The organism is Kitasatospora sp. NPDC094015, from assembly GCF_040304075.1.
Lineage (GTDB): Bacteria > Actinomycetota > Actinomycetes > Streptomycetales > Streptomycetaceae > Kitasatospora.
Window position 1 is genome coordinate 289,083 of sequence record NZ_JBEOUL010000002.1, and the last position, 20,892, is coordinate 309,974.

Below are 20,892 nucleotides of genomic sequence, written 5' to 3' on the forward strand. Positions count from 1 at the left end.
GCCGGGTGTCCGGTGCCGCCCGAGGGGAGCACCGGTTCATCCCAATGGAGCACAGTTCCGGCCGGGGCGCTCAGCGCAGCTCGGGCGGCGGCGTGCGGCCCGCGTCGACCGGGTCCACCCGCACCAGGCTGCCCCAGACCGCCATCCGGTAGCGCGAGGTGTACACCGGCGTACAGGTCGTCAGCGTGATGTAGCGGCCCGGGGCGTGGTACGGGGAGCCGGTCGGCACGGGGGCGATCACCCCGGTGTCGTAGCGGGAGGTCTCCGGCAGTACGCCGTCCACCCGGTAGACGTACCAGGAGTCCCTGGTCTCCACCACCACCGGGTCGCCCGGCCCGAGCAGGTCGAGGTCGTGGAACTTCGCGCCGTGCCCGTCGCGGTGCGCGGCCAGGGCGAAGTTCCCCTCCTCGTCCCAGGGCATCGCGGCCTCGTACGGATCCGTGTACACCCCGGCGACGCCCTCGGCGAGGGTGTCGTCGTCGGTTCCCATCCGGATCAGCACCTGGTAGCCGGCGCCCATCGCCGGCACGTGCAGGAAACCGATCCCGTCGCCCGCCTGGTACGTCCGGGGGGCGGCCGGGGCGCCCTCGGCGGGCGGCGGTACCGGGCCGGCCGACCAGGACCTGCGCAGCTGGCCGCCGGCCCGGTCCGCCCGGCCGTCGGCGATCACGTCCGTCCACCAGAGCGAGTAGGCCGCGAACAGCGCGAGCAGCACGCCGAGCGTGACCAGCAGTTCCCCCGTAGCCTGGACCGCCGCCATCGCAGCCCCACCCCGTCGCCGACCCTCCGTCACCACGGGCGTCCTCTCCACCGCAGCCGCACCTCCGCGAAGCCCCTCACTCCACCCCGGGTCCGATTCGTCCGCAATGCGACACGCGGCGGCGCGCCGCAGGGCGCCCGAAGGCCCCGCACCCGCACGGCCGGACGGCCCAACGGCGGCGGGCGGGCCCGTTCGGCCATCGGGAGGTACCGGAGGTCGCCCGTACCGGTGACTCACCGGCGTCGTTCGCGCACCGAAGGTAACCCACGCCATAAACAGAGGATCCGGTTAACCGATCATCTGGGAGAGTCATGCACACCCGCGTCACCGGTCTGGTCCTCTCCGGACTGACCTCATTCGCCCTCGTCCTGGGGGGCAGCAGCACCGCATTCGCCGCCGACGGCTTCGACCGCACCGCGGCCGTCGACACCATGGAGAACCAGGGCGGCCCGTGGTTGGACGACCTCCTGCGGATCGCCATGGACGGCGCCGGTCCGGTCGAGGCCGGCACCCTCTGGTCCACCGGGTCCGAGGAAGCGCCCGAGGCCGCCGTCACGCCCGAGTCGGCGGAGTCGATGGACTCGATGGGCCCGACGGAGGCCGAGGACCGGGGGGCCTGGTCACAGGAGCCGACCGGCGACCAGCTCGCCCCGCAGGCCGCCGAGGAGGCCGCGCAGAAGTCGGCCGACGCGTGGGACCCGGACTGCATGGACGACGACCACGGCGGGAAGCCCCCGCACGGGGACCACGGGGACCACGGGGACCACGGGGACCACGGGGACAAGCCGCCGACGCACGGGGGCCACGGCGATCACGGGGACCACGGGGATCACGGGGACCACGGCGATCACGGGGACAAGCCGCCGACGCACGGGGGCCACGGCGACCATGGCGATCACGGGGACCATGGTGACCACGGCGACCACGGGGACCACGGCAGCAAGCCCCCGTCCCACGACCACGACCACGGGACCAAGCCCCCGTCCCACCAGCCCCCGATGGACCAGCCGCCGCACCACCAGCCCCCGCAGCACCAGCCGCCGTCCCACGACGACCACGGGACCAAGCCGGGCAAGGACCAGTCGCAGGACCAGGACCAGCAGCAGCAACAGCAGCAGGACCAGACCCAGGGTCAGGCGCAGGGCCAGTACCAGAACGTCGTGGTCAACGTGGTGCAGGAGAACAAGCAGTACGTCAACAACATCAACAACGTCCACTCCTCCAGCGACTCCAAGTCCGCGAGCACCAGCCACCCGGCCAAGCCCGCGAAGAGCTCGTACAGCTACCAGCCGTCCACCCACCACCCGATGGCCGCGCCGCACGCCCCCTCGCACGGCGGCAAGGGCGGCGAGCTGGCGCACACCGGCTCCGACCAGACCCCGCTGGTGCTCGGCGCGGCCGGGCTGCTCGTGCTCGGCGGCGCGCTGATCGGGATCCGCCGCAGCCGCCGGTCCTGACCGGCACCACCACCCCACCGGGCGCCACCCAGGCGTCGACCCCTCTCCCGGCCGCCGGACCCTGTTGGGACACCCGCCGCCGAAGGCCGCCCGGTGGGGACGCCCCTCCCCGCAACACGACTGCGCCCCACCGGACGAATCCGGTGGGGCGCAGTCGCGTCAGGGCCGGCGGTTACAGCACCTGGAGGTTCTTCCGCAGCTCGAACGGCGTGACCTCGGAGCGGTACTCCTCCCACTCCTGGCGCTTGTTGCGCAGGAAGAAGTCGAAGACGTGCTCGCCCAGGGTCTCGGCGACCAGTTCGCTGCGCTGCATCAGGTCGATGGCCTCGCCCAGGTTCTGCGGCATCGGCTGGATGCCGAGGGCCCGGCGTTCGGCGTCGCTGAGGGCCCAGACGTCGTCGTCGGCGCCCGGCGGGAGTTCGAGGCCGTCCTCGATGCCCTTGAGGCCGGAGGCGAGGACGACGGCGTAGGCGAGGTAGGGGTTGCAGCCGGTGTCCAGCGAGCGGACCTCGACCCGGGTGGAGCCCTGCTTGCCGGGCTTGTACATCGGGACCCGGATCAGCGCCGAGCGGTTGTTGTGGCCCCAGCAGACGTACGAGGGGGCCTCGCCGCCGGCGCCCGCGGTGCGCTGCGAGCCGCCCCAGATCCGCTTGTAGGAGTTGACCCACTGGTTGGTGACGGCGGCCGTCTCGGCGGCGTACTTCAGCAGGCCGGCGATGAAGGAGCGGCCGACCTTGGAAAGCTGGTACTCCGCGCCGGACTCGTGGAAGGCGTTGCGGTCACCCTCGAACAGCGAGAGGTGGGTGTGCATGCCGGAGCCGGGGAAGTCGGAGAACGGCTTGGGCATGAAGCTGGCGTACACGCCCTGCTCCAGCGCCACCTCCTTCATGACCAGGCGGAAGGTCATGATGTTGTCGGCCGTGGACAGCGCGTCCGCGTACCGCAGGTCGATCTCCTGCTGGCCGGGGGCGCCCTCGTGGTGGGAGAACTCCACCGAGATGCCCATCGACTCCAGCATGGTGATCGCCTGCCGGCGGAAGTCGTGGCCGACGCCGCGCGGGGTGTGGTCGAAGTAGCCGGACTGGTCGGCCGGGATCGGCGCGGTGCCGTCGCCCGGGAGGTTCTTCAGCAGGAAGAACTCGATCTCCGGGTGGGTGTAGAAGGTGAAGCCCTGCGCCGAGGCCTTCTCCAGGGTGCGCTTGAGCACGAACCGGGGGTCGGCGTACGACGGCGAGCCGTCCGGCATCATGATGTCGCAGAACATCCGGGCGGTGCCCGGGGTCTCCGAGCGCCACGGCAGTATCTGGAAGGTGGTCGGATCCGGCTTGGCGATCATGTCGGACTCGTAGACCCGGGCGAAGCCCTCGATCGCCGAGCCGTCGAAGCCGATGCCCTCCTCGAAGGCCTGCTCCAGCTCGGCCGGAGCGACCGCGACCGACTTCAGGAACCCGAGCACGTCGGTGAACCACAGCCGGACGAAACGGATGTCACGCTCTTCGAGCGTACGGAGCACGAACTCCTGCTGCTTGCCCATGGGGACAGTCTCACCTCTGCTCTTTACGCCCGTGTTACGCCCGGAACCCGGCCAGCGTGGCGACTGGTCCCATCATGTCGGATCCCCGGCCGGATGCCGACACCGAGTTCCGCCGACCGTCCCCGCGCAGCGCCGCCACAACCGGCCGGCGGTGGCCCCACCCGCGACATAGCGTCAGTTAGACGATAAGCTGCGAGGCATGCCCGAACTCCGTCTCGCCCTGTGCCAGACCGACCCCTGGGTCGGCGACCTCGCCCACAACGGCGAGGAGGTGGTGCGCTGGACCAGGCAGGCCGCCGAGGCCGGCGCCCAGCTCGCCGCCTTCCCCGAGATGGCCCTGACGGGTTACCCCGTCGAGGACCTCGCCCTGCGCAACTCGTTCGTGGAGGCCTCCCGGGCCGCCCTGGTCGAGCTGGCCGCCCGGCTGGCCGCAGAGGGGCTCGGCGAGCTCCCGGTGGTGATCGGCTACCTCGGCCGCTCGGAACACCCCACCCCCCGGCTCGGCCGCCCGGCCGGTGAGCCGCAGAACTGCGCGGCGGTCCTGCACCGCGGCACGGTGGTAAACCGTTTCGCCAAGCACCACCTGCCCAACTACGGCGTCTTCGACGAGTACCGCTACTTCGTACCCGGCGACCAGCTCTCGGTGCTGCGGCTGAACGGCGTGGACATCGCGCTGGCCATCTGCGAGGACATCTGGCAGGACGGCGGCCGGGTCACCGCCGCCCGCGAGGCCGGGGCCGGCCTGCTGCTGGTGCTCAACGGCTCCCCGTACGAGCGGAACAAGGACGACGCCCGGCTCGCCCTGGTGCGGCGCCGGGCCGTCGAGGCCGGCTGCCCGGTGGCGTACCTCAACATGGTCGGCGGCCAGGACGAGCTGGTCTTCGACGGTGACTCGCTGGTGGTCGACGCCCGGGGCGAGGTGCTCGCGCGCGCCCCGCAGTTCGAGGAGCGGCTGCTGCTGGTCGACCTGGAGCTGCCCGCGGCGGCCACCGGCGGTGACGGCCCCCCGGTGGCGCTCCCCGACGGCCTGCGCCTGGTCCGCACCGAGCTCCCCGACGGCCCGCCCCGGACACCCTGGACCCCGGTGGCCGCCGAGGTCGCGCCCCGACTGTCCGACGAGGCCGAGATCTACGCGGCACTGGTCACCGGCACCCGGGCGTACGTCCGCAAGAACGGCTTCCGCTCGGTGCTGATCGGCCTCTCCGGCGGGATCGACTCCGCCCTGGTCGCGGCGATCGCGGTGGACGCGGTGGGCGCCGAGCAGGTGCACTGCGTGTCGATGCCCAGCCGCTACTCCTCGCAGCACTCCCGGGACGACGCCGCCGAGCTGGCGCACCGCACCGGACTGCGGTTCCGCACGGTCTCGATCGCGCCGATGTTCGACGCCTACCTGGAGTCGGTCCCGCTGACCGGCCTGGCCGAGGAGAACCTGCAGTCCCGGCTGCGCGGCACCCTGCTGATGGCGATCTCCAACCAGGAGGGGCACCTGGTGCTCGCGCCCGGCAACAAGAGCGAGCTGGCGGTGGGCTACTCCACGCTGTACGGCGACTCGGTCGGCGCCTACGGGCCGATCAAGGACGTCTACAAGTCGCTGGTCCCCCGGCTGGCCCGCTGGCGCAACGAGGAGGCCGAGCGGCGCGGCGAGGTGCCGCCGATCCCGGAGCACACGATCACCAAGCCGCCCTCCGCCGAGCTGCGGCCGGGCCAGCAGGACACCGACTCGCTCCCGGCGTACGACCTGCTGGACACCGTGCTCGACCTGTACGTCGAGGGCGACCAGGGCCGGGACGCGATCGTGGCGGCCGGCTTCGAGGCGGCCGTGGTCGACCGGATCGTCCGCCTGGTCGACACCGCCGAGTACAAGCGCCGGCAGTACCCGCCGGGCCCGAAGATCTCGGCCAAGGGCTTCGGACGCGACCGCCGGCTGCCCATCACCAACCGCTGGCGCCGCGGCTGACCGCCCGTCCGCCCGCTCTTCACCAGGTCACCACCGGCCCCGACCCCGATGCCCACCACGGGCCGGGTCGGGGTCGCGGCATTCGTACTACCATCACTCCATCAGTGATGGAGTATCACGGGGTGTGCCGACGGGGGGTCGTCTTGGCGATCGAGCTACCAGGTGAACTGGTCTGGGTGATGGACCTGCTGGGTCTCAACTGGCCGCAGGTGAACGAGGACAGCGTGCGCGAGTACGCGGAGCACGTACGGCGGTTCGCCACCAACATCGACACCACCCACGAGGCGGCCACCGGCACCATCCGGGCCATGGCCGACGCCTACCAGGCCTCCTCCTACCAGCAGTTGGCCGAGACCTGGGCCCGGATGTCCACCGACCACATGGACGACCTGGTGCGGGTCTGCACCGCCAGTGCCGTCGCGCTGGACATCGCGGCGGACGTGATCGTGGCGGCGAAGCTCGCCGTCATCACCCAACTCGGCATCATGGCCGCCGAGTTGGCCGCCGCCGCAGCGACCGCCGTGGTGACCCTGGGCGCCTCCGCCGCGGCCGAGGCCGCGCTCGCGGAGGTCCAGCGGCGGATCGTCAAGGAGATCATCCAGCAGGCCGAGGACCAGGTGGTCGGCATGCTGGTGGAACAGGCGGTGGCCCCGCTGGAGGAGGCCGTCACCCGGGCGCTGACCGGGCTGGTCTTCAAGGGCGTGCAGGCCGCGGTCGGCGCGTCCGCCGGTGGCGGCGGCGTCGGCGAGGGCTTCCGCGTCGACCCCGACCGGATGCTCGCGCACGCCGCCGAGCTCCAGCGGCACGCCCAGGACGTGGTCGGCCACGCGAGCACCTTCGCCGGCGCCACGGCGGGGGTGTCGTTCGGTTGAGCCACCCCATCGCCAAGGCACTGGAGGACGCCGCCCAGCGGGTCGGCCGGACCATCAGCAAGGACGCGGCCAAGGCCGTCTCCGAGATGTACGAACAGGCCGGGAACGGCGCCCAGCAGGTGGTGAAGAACCTCAAGGACGCGGACGAGAAGCACGCCAAGGACATCCTCGAACTCGCCGAGAAGATCGCCAAGAACGGCGGCGAGACCGGCGAGGGGGCGAAGGCCCGCTTGATGGCGCAGCACGACGCGCGGACCAAGCTCGCCTCGGCCGTCGGCGTCCAGGGCGACTACGACGTCGAACTCGTCGTCGACCGGGCGAGGTACCCGGAGTCGGCGGACCACATCGAGCAGGCCCAGCGCGGCCAGATCTGGAACGGCGCCAACTGGGTCCAGGGACCCCCCAAGCCTTCGGTCCTCACCATCGAGCGGACGAGGTCCAGGCAGAACCGCAGGGACTCACTGCGCGGCATACCGACGCGGCCCCCCGAGGAACGCGACGAGTACCCGCCGGCGATGTTCAAGGAGGGCGGCGCCGGGGCGAGTGTGAAATATATTGACGGGCCGGACAACGGCGGCTCGGGGTCGGTCATGGGCAGTGCGCTCAGCGGGCTCGATCCGGGGACCAGGGTAAGGATCCGAGTACGTTGACCACGAGGAGTGTTTCCGCGTGAACGTCGCCGAGCGGCTCGTCTCGCAGGCGCGCCAGGGGCGTTTCCTGGAGGTGCTGCCCGAACTGCTGGGACTGGCCGAACGCCCTGGCGGCAACCGCAACCCGGTCTGGGAGGCGGCCGCGGCCGCGATCCAGATCCTGTTCTGGCAGGACCGCTTCGAGGAGGCGGCCGACCTGACGGCGATGCTCATCGAACGGGACGGCCCGCGCGGGGGCGAGCTGTGCGACCAGAGCGTCCCGTTCCGTTCCGCCTTCCTGGCGGCCGAACTCCACGCCGGCGTGCCCGCGCGGCCGCGGCTGCTCGCTGCGGCCGCCGCCGTCCCGGACGGCCGCCGCCTCGGCGCGGAGCTGCGCTGGGTCGCCGACCAGCTGGCCGACCACCGCGTCGAGGAACTGCTGCCCAACCCGGGCGACTGGGGCGGCCCGGTGAAGCCGCTCGACGGCCACTCCGGCACGCAGTTCGTCGATCGGGACCACCACGGTCTGACCGCGCGCGAGAAGAGGCTGCTCTGGGAGGCACTGGCGTGGAGCAACGACTTCGCGAGAGCCGACCGGCTGGCCCGCGAGTCGGACGAAGCCCCGCAACAGGTCGCCGTGTGCACCTGGCTGGCGGGCTGGTACGCGACCCGCGGCGAGATCGCGAGCGGTGAGAGGATGCTGCTGGCCGCGCACGAGCGGTGGTGGCCGTCGGCGAAATGGGATGCGGTTCCGGACCCTCCGGTCCTGCAGCCCGCGCTGCGGCTGGTCGTCACCGACCGGGTGCGCGAGCACTACCTGACCCGGCCGATCGGCCCCGAAGCGAGGAGTGACCGGAAATGACCCAGAGCGCGCTGGAGCAGCTGCTCGGCCGGGCCCGCGGCCCGATGGGGCCCTCCGCCGAGCTGGACTTCGGCATCGGCAGCGGCCCGCTGGCCGAGCTGGGCACCCTGGTCTCCCGGATGAACGGGTTCTTCCTCTTCGACGCCGGTGTCCAGGTGTTCCGGGTGGGCGAGGAGGGGCTCGGCCCCGACCTGCTGAGCTGGAACGAGGAGAACGCCTGGAAGGACACCTACGACGGCCTGGCCGACGACCTGTTCTGCTTCGGCCAGGACATCTTCGGCACCCAGTTCGCCGTGGTGGGCGGCGAGGAGGTCGTGGCGTTCGACCCGGAGACCGCCGAGACCGTCGTGCTGGGCACCAGCCTGGAGGACTGGGCGCGCTGGCTGCTGGCGGACCCGGCGGTGAACGCCGCCGCCAACTTCGCGTACGCCTACCAGCAGCAGAACGGGCCGCTGGAGCCGGGCCAGCGGCTGGTCCCGCTGCAGTTCTTCGTGGCCGGCGGCGGGTACGAGTTCGACAACTTCGCCGTCCGGGACGCGGTGACCGCGATGCGGATCCGCGGCCCGCTCGCGCAGCAGGTCCACAACCTGCCGGACGGCGCGACGATCAACCTCAGCGCGGGCTGAGCACCTCCGGGTGCCCCCTGCGCGGGGGCACCCGGCACGCGCCTCAGTAGCGGAAGTCGGCCGCCACCGCGCGGTGGTCGCTGCCGTCGGCGCCCAGCACCCGGGAGTCGGTGGGCACGAGGCCGCCCTTGCTGAGGATCTGGTCGATCCGGGCCATCGGGAAGGACGCCGGCCAGGAGAAGCCGAAGCCGTCGCCGGCCGCGCCGTGCGCGGAGCGCATCTGCGAGCTGATCGGCGCCAGGCTGCGGTCGTTCATGGTGCCGTTGAGGTCGCCCATCAGCAGCACCCTGCGCAGCGGCTCGGCCTGGATCGCGTTGCCGAGCGCCTGCGCGCTGACGTCCCGCTGCTCGGCCGTGAAGCCGCCGTCGAACTTCACCCGGACGGACGGCAGGTGGGCCACGTACACCGCGAGCGGGCCCTTGGGGGTGGTCACCTCGGCCCGGAACGCCCTGGTCCAGCCGATCCGGATGTCCACCACCGAGACCCCGTCGATCGGGTAGCTGGACCACAGTCCGACCGTGCCCTCGACCACGTGGTACGGGTACGTGGCAGCCAGGCCCTTGGTGTAGGTCGGCACCGCGCCGGAGGCCAGCTCCTCCAGGGCGACGATCTGCGCCCCGGAGGAGTTCAGCAGCCGCAGGGTGCCGGCCGGGTCGTCGTTGGCGGCGGCCACGTTGTGGGTGAGCACGGTGAAGTCGCCCTTGCCGGTGCTCTTGTCGGTGAGCAGGCCGCCGAAGAGGTTCAGCCAGACCACCGCGGGGAGCAGCACCGCGACCAGCGCGACGGCCGAGCGGCGCCACAGGGCGAGCGCCAGCAGGACCGGGACGGCCAGGCCGAGCCAGGGCAGGAAGGTCTCCAGCAGGCTGCCCAGGTTGCCGACGGCGTTGGGGATCTCGGCGTGGAAGCCGAGCAGCAGCGCGGTCAGCACGGCGAGGGCGGCGGTGACCCAGCCGCGCCGCCGGTCCAGCCACGGCTCCAGGCGGTCGCGCAGGGTGCGGGGGCGCCCGGCGCCGTCCGGCTCCGGGCGGCCGGTCGCGGTGCCGGTGCCCTCGGACTCCGGCTGCCCGCTCCCCTCGGCCGCCGCCGGACTGTCCGCCTGCACCATGCCCCACTCCTCCGCGCTGGTCCGATCCGTCCGGCCGACCCGCTTTCGTCGCATTCTCGGGTCAGCCTATGACGGGACAGACGCCGGCTCCCGGCGGCGGGGTTGCGGCACGCCCCGATCAGTGAGATTGCCCACCGGGCGGGGTGGCGCCGACCCCGTTCAGGATCGCGTCGACCATCTTGCGGCCCAGGTCGGGGTCGTCCAGCGGGGCGTCGTCCCACAGGATCGTACGCAGCAGGACCGGCCCCATCAGCACCTCGCAGACCAGTTCGAGGTCGAGGTCGGCGCGCAGGACCCCCTCGGCGATGCCGCGCCGGACGATGGTGCGCATCAGCTCGCGGCGGGGCTTGACCACCCGCTCCTGGTAGACGGCGCGCAGTTCGGGCCAGTCGTGCAGCTGGCCGAGGGCGGACTTGAGCACCCAGCGGGAGCGCTTGGCCAGCCCGCGCTGGCGCATGTACTCGACCATGCCGATCAGCTCGTCCTGGACCGTCCCGCCGCACAGCTGCGGCGGCGGGGCCTCCAGCCGGGCGACCACGTCGACCAGCAGGGCCTCCAGGTTGGGCCAGCGCCGGTAGATGGTGGCCTTGCCGACGCCGGCGGCGGCCGCGATCCGCTCGATGGACAGGTCGGTGAGGCCGACGCCGTCCTCCATCAGCGCCTCGACGGCGGTGTAGATGGCCAGCTCGGCGGCCTCGCTGCGGGGCCGGCCCCGCCGCGGGGCGCAGGGCTCCGGGGCGGGGCCGGGCGCGGCGGCGCGGCGGGCGGGCGGGGTGTCGGTCTGCATGCCGCTATTGTCCATGGCCGGTGATCACACCTTGGCGGGACGCTGCTCGGTACCGGTGCGCTCGGCGCCGGCGGGGCCGGCGGGTGCGCCCGGGCCGGCCGGGGCGGCGGGCAGCCGGCCGGGCAGCAGCAGGAGCGCGATCAGCACGCCGACCGCGGTGATGCCGCCGGAGAGTCCGGCGACCACGTGCATGGCGTGCACGAAGGCGTCCTGGGCCGGGGCGATCAGGCCGGGGTTGTGGGTGCCGTCGGCGATGGCGACGGTGGCCTCCAGCGACTCGCCGGCCTTGTCCCGCAGCGCCGGCGGCAGTGCGGCCAGGCGGTCGCTCATGCCGTCCCGGTAGACGGTGGAGAGCACCGCGCCGAGGATGGCGACCCCGAGCGAGCCGCCGACCTGGCGGAAGGTGTTGTTGAGCGCGGAGCCGGCGCCGGCCTTCTCGCGCGGCAGCGAACCCATGATCGCGACGGTGACCGGGGGCATCACGTGGGCCATGCCGGTGCCCATCACGAAGCCGAGCACGATCAGCACCCAGATCGGGGTGGTGACGCCGAGGCCGACGTAGCCGAACAGGCCGACCGAGACCAGCGCCATGCCGGCCGCGCAGGTGGCGCGCACGCCGAAGCGGTCGACCATCAGCCGGGCCCGCGGCGCGAAGATCATCTGGGCGCCGGCCAGCGGGAGCATCAGCAGGCCGGCCTGGAGCGCGCTGTAGCCGCGCACGCTCTGGGTGTAGAAGACGCCGAAGAAGGAGACGCCCATCAGCGCGAAGAAGATCACGCCGATCACCACGACCGAGGCGGAGAACACCTTGTTGCGGAACCAGGTGATGTCCAGCGCGGGGTGGCTGGTGCGCTTCTCGAACAGGACGAAGGCGGCCAGCGCGACCAGGCCGACCAGGATCGGGCCCCAGGCGCCGGGGTCGGTGAAGTCGGCCAGCTCGCCGCCCTTGATGATGCCGTAGATCAGCGCGACCAGGCCGATGATCGAGAGCAGCACGCCGACCGGGTCGAGCCGGCCCGGGTTCGGGTCCTTGGAGTTGGGGACCAGCAGGCCCATCGCGAGCAGGGCGAGGGCCACGATCGGGACGTTGACCAGGAAGACCGAGCCCCACCAGAAGTGCTCGATCAGCAGGCCGCCGGTGATCGGGCCGATGGCGATGGCAAGGCCGACCGCGCCGGCCCAGATGCCGATCGCCTTGGGCTGCTCGTGCCGCTCGAAGACGTTCATGATGATGGCCAGCGTGGCGGGCATCACGAAGGCGCCGCCGAGACCCATCACGGCCCGGAAGGCGATCAGCTGGCCGGGCGAGTCGGCGAAGGCGGAGAGCAGCGAGCCGAGGCCGAAGACCAGCATGCCGCCGAGCAGCGTCCACTTGCGGCCGAGCCGGTCGCCGAGCAGGCCCGCGGTGAACAGCAGACCGGCGAAGACCAGAGTGTAGGAGTTGATCGCCCACTCCAGGTCGCTCTGGGTGGCGCCCAGGCCGGTCGGGGCGGGGGTGGCGATGGTCTTCATCGCGACGTTGAGGATCGAGGTGTCGAGCACGACGACGAGCAGGGCGAGCACCAGCGTGCCCAGGATCGCCCATCGGCGGCGGTGGATGGCTTCGGGCACCCGTGGTGCCGTGGCGGTGGTGGTCATGGTGCGTCTTCCCTGTCCGTCCGAGGATGTCCGGACTTACGAGCCGGGTTCGTCTCGTAACCCCTCAGCGCCAGGGTAGCCCTTTTTTCGATACGAGACGGGCCCGTATCGTAAACTTCGGGCAAAGACCTCCGCCACGGCCGCCCGCCGCGGTTGCGCGCACGGTCTTTGCGCCCGGCCCGCGGCGTGCAAGCATGGGAGCAGATCCGGGGACGCCGCACGGCGCCACGAGACGACAACCCTTCAGGAGCCTGTTCCATGAACGCTTCTCCGCTCTCGCCTGCCCAGCCGCAGGCCCCCGCCCAGCAGGCCGCCGCCGCCCAGGGCGCCACCCTCTACGGCGGTGTCACCAACCGCCGGGTGACCGTCCGCGACCTCGCCGCCGCCAAGCAGCGCGGCGAGCGCTGGTCGATGCTGACCGCGTACGACGCGCTCACCGCCGGGGTCTTCGACGAGGCCGGCATCCCGGTGCTGCTGGTCGGCGACTCGGCCGGCAACTGCCACCTCGGCTACGAGACCACCGTCCCGGTCACCATGGACCAGATGGTGATGCTGTCCGCCGCCGTGGTGCGCGGCACCAAGCGGGCGATGGTCGTCGGCGACATGCCGTTCGGCTCGTACCAGGAGTCCCCCGCGCAGGCCATGCACAACGCCGCCCGGCTGATGAAGGAGGCCGGGGTCGGCGCGGTGAAGCTGGAGGGCGGCGAGCGCAGCGCCCGCTCGATCGAGCTGCTGGTCGAGGCCGGCATCCCGGTGATGGCCCACATCGGCCTCACCCCGCAGTCGGTGCACGCCCTCGGCGGCTACCCCGTCCAGGGCCGCGGCGACGAGGCGGCGCACCAGCTGCTGCGCGACGCCAAGGCCGTCCAGCAGGCCGGCGCCTTCTCGGTGGTGCTGGAGGCCGTCCCGGCCGAGCTCGCCGCCCAGGTCACCGAGCAGCTCTCCGTCCCGACCGTCGGCATCGGCGCCGGCGCCGGGACGGACGCCCAGGTGCTGGTCTGGACCGACATGGCCGGCATGACCGCCGGGCGGGTGCCGAAGTTCGTCAAGCAGTACGCCGACCTGCGGTCCGTCCTCGGCGGGGCCGCCCGCGCCTTCGCCGCCGACGTGGCCGACGGCAGCTTCCCGGCGGCGGAGCACAGCTTCAGCTGAGCCGCCCTCCCGCCGCCGGCCGGGGTGCCACGCCCCGGCCGGCGGCGGCCGCAGGAACGCCCGACAGGGGCCCGTCAGCCGCCCGACAGCCGCGACAGCGAGGTGACAGCGGGCTGACAGGACGACCGGGCAGCCTGATGGCATGACAGGAATCGCCACCGCCCCGAACGACCGGGGCTCCGCCGCAAACGCCGTCGAGGTCCGCGGCATCGTCAAGCACTACGGTGAGACCAAGGCGCTCGACGGCGTCGACCTCACCGTCCGCGAAGGCACCGTGCTCGGGCTGCTCGGCCCGAACGGCGCCGGCAAGACCACCCTGGTGCGGGTGCTCTCCACGCTGATCAAGCCGGATGCCGGCACCGCCTTCGTCGGCGGCTACGACGTGCTGAGCCAGCCCAAGCAGCTGCGCCGGACCATCGGCCTCACCGGGCAGTACGCCTCGGTCGACGAGCTGCTCTCCGGCTACGAGAACCTCTACCTGATCGGCCGGCTGCTCGACCTCTCCGGCAAGGAGGCCAAGGCCCGCGCCGCCGAGCTGCTGGAGCGCTTCTCGCTCACCGAGGCCGCCAAGCGCCCCGCCAAGACCTACTCCGGCGGCATGCGCCGCCGGCTCGACCTGGCCGCCAGCATGATCGGCCGGCCCAAGGTGCTCTACCTGGACGAGCCCACCACCGGCCTCGACCCGCGCACCCGCAACGAGGTCTGGGACGAGGTGCAGCGGATGGTCGGCGAGGGCTCGACCGTGCTGCTCACCACCCAGTACATGGAGGAGGCCGAGCAGCTCGCCCACGAGCTGACCGTCATCGACCGCGGCCGGGTGATCGCCAACGGCGGGATCGAGGAGCTGAAGACCCAGGTCGGCGGCCGGACCCTGCAGGTGCGCCCGGTCCGCCCGGCCGAGCTGCCGGAGATGGCCCGCTGCCTGAACGAGACCGGCATCGCCGCCACCTTCTCCGCCGACAACGGCCTGCTCTCGGTGCCGCTCACCGGCGACGAGCAACTCACCGCCGTGGTCGGCGTGCTCGGCACCCGCGGCTTCGGCATCGCCGGCATCCACACCGAACTCCCCAGCCTGGACGAGGTGTTCCTGACCATCACCGGCAAGCCGGCCACCGGCACCGTCCCGACCCGTACGAAGGAGCCCGTGGCATGAGCGCCGCGACCCTGGCCCCCGGCCACCTCGACGACTCCCGGATCGGCCTGCGGGCCAACCTGCGCCACGTCGGCGCGCTGACCCGGCGCAACCTGATGCGGATCAAGGCCGACCCGGAGTCCATGCTGGACGCCCTGCTGATCCCGATCATCTTCACCCTGCTGTTCGTCTACGTCTTCGGCGGCGCAGTCTCCGGCAGCCAGCAGGACTACATCCAGTACATGGTCCCCGGCCTGCTCGGCAGCACCGGCCTCAACCTGGCGATGTCGGTGGGCACCGGCCTCAACAGCGACTTCCAGACCGGGGTGATGGACCGCTTCCGCACCCTGCCGATCGGCCGCTCCGCGGTGCTGATGTCGAAGATCGCGGCGGAGACCTGCCGGGCGCTGCTCTCCTTCACCATCCTGATCGCCTTCTCGATGATGCTCGGGCTGGAGATCCGGACCGGCTTCCTGGAGGTGCTGGCGGCGATCGGCCTGTCCCTGCTGTTCGGGATGTCGATCGTGTGGATCTCGATGCTGCTGGGCATGTCGCTGCGCAGCGCGCAGGCCGTCCAGGGCGTGGGCATGCTGGTGATCATGCCGCTGCAGTTCGGCAGCTCGATCTTCGCGCCGACCACCACCATGCCGGGCTGGCTCCAGACCTTCACCAAGTACAACCCGCTGTCGGCGCTGGCCGACGCCTGCCGCGGCCTGATCAACGGCGGCGCGCTGGCCCACTCGGTGACCATCGTGGTGGTCTGGTCGCTGGTGATCACCGCCGTGACCGCGCCGCTGGCGGTCGCCCGGTTCCGCAAGCGCACCTGAGCGGGCGGGCGGTGACGGACCGACGGCCCGACCGGCCCGCCGCTGGCCGGGCCGTCAGCCCGCCACCGGATCGTTGAGCAGGGCGGTCGCCTCCGAGAGGGAGAGGCGGCCGCCCTCCTCCAGTGCCCGCCGGTACGCCTCGGCGCCGAGCAGCTCCGCCAGGCCCTCGCCGTCCCTGGCCCGCTCCAGCCGCTCGGTGTACGAGCCCTGGGAGCCGTGCAGCGTCAGGTGCGCACCGAGCATCACGGCGCCGCGGTGGGCCACCCCGAGGTCCCCGAACTGCCGGGCGTAGGCGTGCAGGATCCCGGCCGCCGGCAGCAGCAGCATCACCGTCATGTGCTCGACGAAGACCGTGCCGGGCCCGGCGAGCCCGGTGAAGCCGCGCCGGCCCTCCGTCAGCAGGGCGAGGCCGGCCGCCGCGTCGCCGGCGCGCGCGGTCACCCAGCCGCGGACGCAGGACACGATGGACTCGAAGGCGTCCGGCACCAGCGGGCCGAAACTGGCCTGGTCCCGGACCTGCTCGCCGAGCCGGTCCAGCTGGTCGATCGCCTCCTGGTACTCGCCGCGCTGCACCAGGATGTTGCACAGCAGCAGCCGGCCGTAGAGCACCGCGCCGTCGCGCGGCTCGTCGCCGGCGTCGATCCCCCGGAGGGCCTCGCGGATCAGCCGCTCGCCCTCCACCTGGTCGAGCTCGTAGACCGCCTCGCCGAGCCGGGCCTGCAGCAGCGGCACCTCCTGCGGGGCGCCGATCTCCAGCACCAGCTCGATCGCCCGCCGGTAGGCCTCGGCCGAACCCGCCGAGTCGCCGCGCTTGGCCAGGTTCTCCGCCTTCGAGGAGTACGCCTCGGACATCGCCCAGGCGTCCTGCTGCTCGAGGGAGATCGCCAGCGACTCCTCGCTGTCCCGGACGGCCTGGTCCAGCCCGCCCACCCAGTCGTTGAGCAGCCGGGCCCGGATCTGCAGGACCATCGCCAGGTCGGCCGGCCGGCCGTGCTCGCGGACCCCCGCCACCGCGTCGTCCAGCTGCCGCCGCACGCCGTCCATCTCGCCGGTCACGAAGGCCGCGAACACCCGCAGCAGCGCCGGGAACCGGAAGGACTGCGGCAGGTCGGGGGTGTAGACCTCGAAGATCCGCTCCGCGAGGGCGACCACCTCCGGGTCGCCGAACTCCGCCAGGTTCCCGCTGAACCGGGTGACCAGCCGGTACAGGTGGGCCTGGCGGCGGGCCTCGGCCAGGTGGCCCGGCCCCAGCGGCAGCCCGGCGGCCACCGGGTCCAGCTCCAGCGGGACCGGCGGCGGGGCGTCCGGGGCGAACGGGTCCGGCCCGAGCTCGCAGATCAGCTCGTACCAGGCGTTCGCCTCCTTGTGGAAGTCGCGCATCGACCAGAACCAGCTCATGCCGAGCGCGATCACCAGCGCCTGCGGCTCGTCGCCGGCGTCCACCGCCCGCCGCAGCGCGGCCCGGACGTTGTCCTGCTCGCGCTCCAGCACGGCCAGCCAGTGCAGCTGCTCGGGGCCGTGCAGGCGCAGGTCGGCGGTGCGCACCAGCTCGCGGTAGCAGGCGGTGTGCCGGGCGGCCACCGCGGCGCCCTCGCCGGACTCGGCCAGCCGCTCGACGGCGTACTCGTGGATGGTCTCCAGCAGCCAGTACCGCGGGCGCTCGCCGAGGCCGGCCACCAGCAGCGACTTGTCGACCAGCGAGAGCAGCAGGTCCGCGACCTCCTCGGCGGGCACCTCGGCGCCGTCGGCGAGGACCTGCTCGGCGCTCTCCAGGGTGCAGCCGCCGGCGAAGACCGCGAGCCGGCGCAGCACGGCCCGCTCCCGCTTGCCGAGCAGGTCCCAGCTCCAGTCCACCACCGCGCGCAGGGTCTGCTGGCGGGGCAGCAAGGTCCGGGAGCCGGCCGTGAGCAGGGCGAACCGGCCGTCCAGCCGGTCGGCTATCTGCCGGGGCGTGAGCCCGCGCAGCCGGGCGGCGGCCAGCTCGATGGCGAGCGGCAGGCCGTCCAGGCGACGGCAGATCTCGGCGCAGGCCCGCTCGTCCTCGGCCGGGTCGAAGCCGGGGCGGGCGGCGGCGCCGCGCTCGGCCAGCAGCCGCAGGGCGGCGTCGGCCGGCAGCGGCTCGACCGGCAGCACCTGCTCGCCGGGGACGCCGAGCGGCTCCCGACTGGTGGCCAACACGGTCAGCCCCGGGCACTCGGCGAGCAGCCGGTCGGCGAGGTCGGCGGCGGCCTGGATCACGTGCTCGCAGTTGTCCAGCACCAGCAGCATCCGGCGGCGCCCGCAGTGGTCGACGATCCGGCGCACCGGATCGGCCTCGCGCCCCTCGATCACCTCGGTGACGGCGCCGGCGGTGTGCACCACCGTCTCGCGCAGGCCGAGTGCGGAGACCACCGCGCCGGGCACGGCCGCCGGGTCCTCCAGCGGGGCCAGCTCGGCCACCCAGACGCCGTCCGGCCAGCCGCCCTCGGCCTGCGCGGCCCGGCCCGCCTCGACCGAGAGCCTGGTCTTGCCGGAGCCGCCGGGGCCGGTGAGGGTGGTCAGCCGGCCGGCGGCCAGGGCCCGGCCGAGCGCGGCCAGGTCGCCGTCGCGGCCGACGAAGCTGGTGAGCCGGGGACGCAGGTTCCCGCCGGGGCGCTGGCGGCGGCCGGCCGGTCCGTCCTGCGGCGCACCGGCCCGCTCGGGGGCCTCGGCGGGCGGCGGGGCCGGGGTGGGAACGGTCGCGGGCGCGGGCAGCGGCGCGGGGGCGAGCAGCTGCCGGTGCAGCGCCCGGAGCACCGGCCCCGGGTCGGCGCCCAGCCGGTCGGCGAGCGCGCGGCGGGTGCCCTCGTACTGCTGGAGCGCCTCGGCGGTGCGGCCGTCCTCGTGCAGGGCGCGGATCAGCAACGCCTGGAGCTGCTCGTCCAGCGGCCGCTGACCGCAGAGTTCGGCCAGCTCGGCGGCGACCCGGGCGGCCCGGCCGAGCGCGAGGTCGGCGGTGATCCGGTGCCGGCGGGCCTCGTCGTGCTGGGCCTCCAGCCGGGCGGCCGGGCCGCTGCGGTCGGGCAGGTCGGCGAGCGCGGGGCCGCGCCACAGCGCGAGCGCGGCGTGCAGGTCCTCGGCGGCCCGGGTGTGGTCGCCCTCGGCGAGCGCGCGCCGGCCGTGGTCGGCGAGCCGCTGGAAGTCCCCGAGGTCGCTGCTGGGGCCGGTCAGCCAGTAGCCCGCCGGGCCGGAGCCGACCTCGGCCCGGCCGACCGTGCGGCGCAGCCGGCCGACCAGGGTCTGCAGGGCGGCGGCGGAGTCCTGCGGCGGATCGGCGCCCCAGACCTCGTCCACCAGCAGCTCGGCCGGGACCGGCCGGCCCTGGCGCAGCACCAGCGCGGCCAGCAGTGCGCGCAGCCGCGCCCCGCCGAGCTGGACCGGGTTGCCGTCGTCGTGGTGGACCGTGGTGGTGCCGAGGATGCCGTAGTGCACGGGCACCATTGTGGTGGACGACCGCGGCGGTGCACGCCGTTCGGGATCTCCGCCCCGATCTCCCGGAACGGGCCGCCCGTGCCGTACGTTCACCTGGGAACCCGCGGCACCGGCCGCGGGCGCCTGACATGATCGTCCCTGCCCGTACCCGGCCAGACCCTCGGAGCCCGTAGCCATGACCTTCGCCACCGCCGCCCGCCGCAGCGGGGAGAGCCGGATCAGCCCGGTGTTCTGGGTGCTGCTCGCGATCCTGGGCACGTCCGGATGGGCGGTGGCCACCGGTCACGGCAACTCCCGGTTCGGGGTCTTCCTGTTCGTGGTCGCGGGCTGGATGGTCTCGCTGTGCCTGCACGAGTACGCGCACGCCCGCACCGCGCTGCACGGCGGTGACATCACCATCGGGGCCAAGGGGTACCTCACCCTCAACCCGTTCAAGTACGCGCACGCGCTGCTCAGCTTCGTGCTGCCGGTGATCTTCGTGATCATGGGTGGGATCGGCCTGCCCGGCGGGGCGGTCTTCATCGAGCGCCACCGGATCCAGGGCCGGCTCAAGCACAGCCTCATCTCGGCCGCCGGGCCGCTGGTCAACCTGGTGCTGGGCGTGCTGCTGCTGGTGATGGTCGGCGGCGGCTGGTTCGACGACCCGGCGCTCACCAGCTCGGTGCAGGGCTTCGAGGTGCCGGTCTCGCCGTTCCCGGCGGCGCTGGCGTTCCTGGCCTACCTGCAGATCACCGCCGCGATCCTGAACCTGCTGCCGATCCCGGGCCTGGACGGCTACGGGATCGTCGAGCCGTGGCTCTCGTACCGCACCCGGAGCGCGGTGGCGCCGTTCGCGCCGTACGGGATGCTGGCGCTGTTCGTGGTGATCTGGCAGACCCAGGCCGGCCAGTGGCTGAGCGAGCTGACGCTGTGGGTGATGGGACTGTTCGGCGTCGACAACCTGTACACGGCGGTGGGCGACGGGCTGTTCCGCTTCTGGCGGTGAGCCGGGTGCGGTCCCGAATCCCGTCGCGGGTCTTGTCGCGCCGGGGCGGCGCGGGCGCTCAGGCCTGCTGCTCGGCGGCCCGGGCGCGCTCGATCCGGTCCTTGCGGACGTAGAACCAGGCCATGTTGCTGGCCACGCCGGCCATCAGGACCCAGACCACGCCGAACCAGTTGCCCTCCACGAAGGACACCACCGCCGCCGTCACGGCGAGCACGAGGACGAGCGAGGCGAGCAGGGCGTTGCGGGGCATGGCGTGAGCTCCTGGGAAGGGCCGGCGGCGGATACGGTCGCCATCCATTGTCACCCGAAGGGGCCCCTCGACCGGTCGAGGGGCCCCTCCGGGTGACGTGGCGGCACGTGGCGGCCCGGGTCAGATGTCGGTGACCCGCAGGCCGGCGTGCGCCTTGTAGCGGCGGTTGACCGAGATCAGGTTGGCCACCAGCGCCTCCACCTGGTGGGCGTTGCGCAGCCGGCCGGCGAACACCCCGCGCATCCCGGGGATCCGCTCGGCCAGGGCCTGCACCAGATCGGTGGCGGCGCGCTCGTCGCCGAGCACCAGCACGTCGGTGTCGATCCGCTCGACCTCGCGGTCCTGCAGCAGCACCGCCGACAGGTGGTGGAAGGCGGCGGTGACCCGGGACTCCGGCAGCAGGGCGGCGGCCTGCTGGGCGGCGCTGCCCTCCTGCGGCTTGAGCGCGTAGGCGCCCTGCTTGTCGAAGCCCAGCGGGTTGACGCAGTCGACGACGATCTTGCCGGCCAGCTCGGCGCGCAGCGCCGTGAGGGTCTCCGCGTGCCCCTCCCACGGCACCGCGACGATCACGATGTCGCTCTCGCGCGCGCAGGTCGCGTTGTCCGCGCCGCGGACGCCGGGGCCCAGGTCGGCGGCGGCTGCCTCGGCCCGCTCGGCCGTCCGGGAACCGATCACCACCTGCTGGCCGGCCAGCGCCAGCCGGTAGGCCAGGCCGCGGCCCTGGTCCCCGGTGCCGCCCAGGACACCGACCACCAGCTGGGATACCTCGGGCTGCGCGGGCGGGTCGGCGGCAGCCGGTGCGTTCACTGAATCGGGGTGCGTCATGCCGAAGATCCTGCCAAAGCCGGGGGCCCTGCTCCACGCTGTGC

General features: G+C 73.2%; 18 protein-coding genes. 10 read left to right on the forward strand and 8 right to left on the reverse strand.

The features are described from left to right. Positions 1 to 70 precede the first annotated feature (70 nt). Complete coding sequence (locus ABT014_RS03580) at positions 71 to 760, reverse strand: class E sortase (RefSeq protein ID WP_350636602.1); 690 nt, start codon at positions 758 to 760, stop codon at positions 71 to 73. A 311-nt stretch (positions 761 to 1,071) separates the two neighbouring features. Here ABT014_RS03580 and ABT014_RS03585 point away from each other — a divergent pair, with 311 nt between their 5' ends. Then, positions 1,072 to 2,217, forward strand: coding sequence for an LPXTG cell wall anchor domain-containing protein (locus ABT014_RS03585; protein WP_350636604.1), 1,146 nt, complete (start codon positions 1,072 to 1,074; stop codon positions 2,215 to 2,217). A gap of 172 nt (positions 2,218 to 2,389) precedes the next feature. Here the strand turns inward: ABT014_RS03585 and glnA2 are convergent, their stop codons facing one another. Then, entirely contained in the window at positions 2,390 to 3,751 is a 1,362-nt protein-coding gene (glnA2, locus tag ABT014_RS03590; RefSeq protein ID WP_350636606.1) for a gamma-glutamylpolyamine synthetase GlnA2, read from the reverse strand. A gap of 199 nt (positions 3,752 to 3,950) precedes the next feature. On the opposite strand from glnA2, the gene ABT014_RS03595 reads away from it, so the two are divergent. The 5 genes from ABT014_RS03595 (at position 3,951) to ABT014_RS03615 (ending at position 8,697) form a co-directional block, all read left to right on the forward strand. Next, positions 3,951 to 5,708 (forward strand): NAD+ synthase, encoded by a 1,758-nt coding sequence (locus ABT014_RS03595; RefSeq protein ID WP_350636608.1) that lies wholly within the window; start codon positions 3,951 to 3,953, stop codon positions 5,706 to 5,708. A gap of 143 nt (positions 5,709 to 5,851) precedes the next feature. Continuing rightward, positions 5,852 to 6,580, forward strand: a complete 729-nt coding sequence (locus ABT014_RS03600; protein WP_350636610.1) for a WXG100-like domain-containing protein — start codon at positions 5,852 to 5,854, stop codon at positions 6,578 to 6,580. Further along, complete coding sequence (locus ABT014_RS03605; protein WP_350636612.1) at positions 6,577 to 7,230, forward strand: NucA/NucB deoxyribonuclease domain-containing protein; 654 nt, start codon at positions 6,577 to 6,579, stop codon at positions 7,228 to 7,230. The genes ABT014_RS03600 and ABT014_RS03605 overlap by 4 nt, the downstream gene beginning before the upstream one ends. A 19-nt stretch (positions 7,231 to 7,249) precedes the next feature. Then, positions 7,250 to 8,071 (forward strand): hypothetical protein, encoded by an 822-nt coding sequence (locus ABT014_RS03610; protein WP_350636614.1) that lies wholly within the window; start codon positions 7,250 to 7,252, stop codon positions 8,069 to 8,071. After that, positions 8,068 to 8,697 carry an SMI1/KNR4 family protein gene (locus ABT014_RS03615; RefSeq protein ID WP_350636616.1) on the forward strand — a complete coding sequence of 210 codons (630 nt, stop codon included), beginning with the start codon at positions 8,068 to 8,070 and terminating at the stop codon, positions 8,695 to 8,697. The genes ABT014_RS03610 and ABT014_RS03615 overlap by 4 nt, the downstream gene beginning before the upstream one ends. Positions 8,698 to 8,740: 43 nt before the next feature. Here ABT014_RS03615 and ABT014_RS03620 read toward each other — a convergent pair whose 3' ends face one another. The 3 genes from ABT014_RS03620 to ABT014_RS03630 all read right to left on the reverse strand — a co-directional run bounded on the left by ABT014_RS03620 (position 8,741) and on the right by ABT014_RS03630 (position 12,227). Then, on the reverse strand, positions 8,741 to 9,802 hold the full coding sequence (locus ABT014_RS03620) for an endonuclease/exonuclease/phosphatase family protein (RefSeq protein ID WP_350636925.1): 1,062 nt from the start codon (positions 9,800 to 9,802) through the stop codon (positions 8,741 to 8,743). 118 nt (positions 9,803 to 9,920) lie between these two features. Further along, the gene (locus tag ABT014_RS03625) at positions 9,921 to 10,589 is read right to left on the reverse strand and encodes a TetR/AcrR family transcriptional regulator (RefSeq protein WP_350636618.1); all 669 of its coding nucleotides are present in this window, start codon (positions 10,587 to 10,589) and stop codon (positions 9,921 to 9,923) included. A gap of 24 nt (positions 10,590 to 10,613) precedes the next feature. Beyond that, a complete protein-coding gene (locus ABT014_RS03630) occupies positions 10,614 to 12,227 on the reverse strand; it encodes an MFS transporter (protein WP_350636620.1) in 1,614 nt (537 codons plus the stop codon). A 258-nt stretch (positions 12,228 to 12,485) separates the two neighbouring features. Between ABT014_RS03630 and panB the strand changes: the two genes are divergently transcribed. The 3 genes from panB to ABT014_RS03645 all read left to right on the forward strand — a co-directional run bounded on the left by panB (position 12,486) and on the right by ABT014_RS03645 (position 15,338). Beyond that, positions 12,486 to 13,379 carry a 3-methyl-2-oxobutanoate hydroxymethyltransferase gene (gene panB / locus ABT014_RS03635; RefSeq protein WP_350636622.1) on the forward strand — a complete coding sequence of 298 codons (894 nt, stop codon included), beginning with the start codon at positions 12,486 to 12,488 and terminating at the stop codon, positions 13,377 to 13,379. A gap of 142 nt (positions 13,380 to 13,521) precedes the next feature. Further along, entirely contained in the window at positions 13,522 to 14,532 is a 1,011-nt protein-coding gene (locus tag ABT014_RS03640) for an ATP-binding cassette domain-containing protein (RefSeq protein ID WP_350636624.1), read from the forward strand. Next, a complete protein-coding gene (locus tag ABT014_RS03645; protein WP_350636626.1) occupies positions 14,529 to 15,338 on the forward strand; it encodes an ABC transporter permease in 810 nt (269 codons plus the stop codon). The genes ABT014_RS03640 and ABT014_RS03645 overlap by 4 nt, the downstream gene beginning before the upstream one ends. A 54-nt stretch (positions 15,339 to 15,392) precedes the next feature. On the opposite strand, the gene ABT014_RS03650 is transcribed toward ABT014_RS03645, so the two are convergent. Then, positions 15,393 to 18,788 carry an ATP-binding protein gene (locus ABT014_RS03650; RefSeq protein WP_502894832.1) on the reverse strand — a complete coding sequence of 1,132 codons (3,396 nt, stop codon included), beginning with the start codon at positions 18,786 to 18,788 and terminating at the stop codon, positions 15,393 to 15,395. A 175-nt stretch (positions 18,789 to 18,963) separates the two neighbouring features. Here ABT014_RS03650 and ABT014_RS03655 point away from each other — a divergent pair, with 175 nt between their 5' ends. Beyond that, positions 18,964 to 19,773 carry a site-2 protease family protein gene (locus ABT014_RS03655; RefSeq protein ID WP_350636630.1) on the forward strand — a complete coding sequence of 270 codons (810 nt, stop codon included), beginning with the start codon at positions 18,964 to 18,966 and terminating at the stop codon, positions 19,771 to 19,773. A gap of 58 nt (positions 19,774 to 19,831) precedes the next feature. Here ABT014_RS03655 and ABT014_RS03660 read toward each other — a convergent pair whose 3' ends face one another. After that, a complete protein-coding gene (locus ABT014_RS03660) occupies positions 19,832 to 20,023 on the reverse strand; it encodes a hypothetical protein (RefSeq protein ID WP_350636632.1) in 192 nt (63 codons plus the stop codon). Positions 20,024 to 20,143: 120 nt separating this feature from the next. Next, positions 20,144 to 20,848, reverse strand: a complete 705-nt coding sequence (gene npdG / locus ABT014_RS03665; RefSeq protein WP_350636634.1) for an NADPH-dependent F420 reductase — start codon at positions 20,846 to 20,848, stop codon at positions 20,144 to 20,146. Positions 20,849 to 20,892: the final 44 nt, after the last annotated feature.

What these genes read in the sequence shown, in the direction of transcription:
- ABT014_RS03580 (WP_350636602.1), bottom strand. Translation starts at nt 760, where the DNA reads ATGGCGGCGGTCCAGGCTACGGGGGAACTGCTGGTCACGCTCGGCGTG.
- ABT014_RS03645 (WP_350636626.1), top strand. Translation starts at nt 14,529, where the DNA reads ATGAGCGCCGCGACCCTGGCCCCCGGCCACCTCGACGACTCCCGGATC.
- npdG (WP_350636634.1), bottom strand. Translation starts at nt 20,848, where the DNA reads ATGACGCACCCCGATTCAGTGAACGCACCGGCTGCCGCCGACCCGCCC.
- ABT014_RS03660 (WP_350636632.1), bottom strand. Translation starts at nt 20,023, where the DNA reads ATGCCCCGCAACGCCCTGCTCGCCTCGCTCGTCCTCGTGCTCGCCGTG.
- ABT014_RS03625 (WP_350636618.1), bottom strand. Translation starts at nt 10,589, where the DNA reads ATGCAGACCGACACCCCGCCCGCCCGCCGCGCCGCCGCGCCCGGCCCC.
- ABT014_RS03620 (WP_350636925.1), bottom strand. Translation starts at nt 9,802, where the DNA reads ATGGTGCAGGCGGACAGTCCGGCGGCGGCCGAGGGGAGCGGGCAGCCG.
- ABT014_RS03615 (WP_350636616.1), top strand. Translation starts at nt 8,068, where the DNA reads ATGACCCAGAGCGCGCTGGAGCAGCTGCTCGGCCGGGCCCGCGGCCCG.
- glnA2 (WP_350636606.1), bottom strand. Translation starts at nt 3,751, where the DNA reads ATGGGCAAGCAGCAGGAGTTCGTGCTCCGTACGCTCGAAGAGCGTGAC.
- ABT014_RS03630 (WP_350636620.1), bottom strand. Translation starts at nt 12,227, where the DNA reads ATGACCACCACCGCCACGGCACCACGGGTGCCCGAAGCCATCCACCGC.
- ABT014_RS03655 (WP_350636630.1), top strand. Translation starts at nt 18,964, where the DNA reads ATGACCTTCGCCACCGCCGCCCGCCGCAGCGGGGAGAGCCGGATCAGC.
- panB (WP_350636622.1), top strand. Translation starts at nt 12,486, where the DNA reads ATGAACGCTTCTCCGCTCTCGCCTGCCCAGCCGCAGGCCCCCGCCCAG.
- ABT014_RS03595 (WP_350636608.1), top strand. Translation starts at nt 3,951, where the DNA reads ATGCCCGAACTCCGTCTCGCCCTGTGCCAGACCGACCCCTGGGTCGGC.
- ABT014_RS03640 (WP_350636624.1), top strand. Translation starts at nt 13,522, where the DNA reads ATGACAGGAATCGCCACCGCCCCGAACGACCGGGGCTCCGCCGCAAAC.
- ABT014_RS03585 (WP_350636604.1), top strand. Translation starts at nt 1,072, where the DNA reads ATGCACACCCGCGTCACCGGTCTGGTCCTCTCCGGACTGACCTCATTC.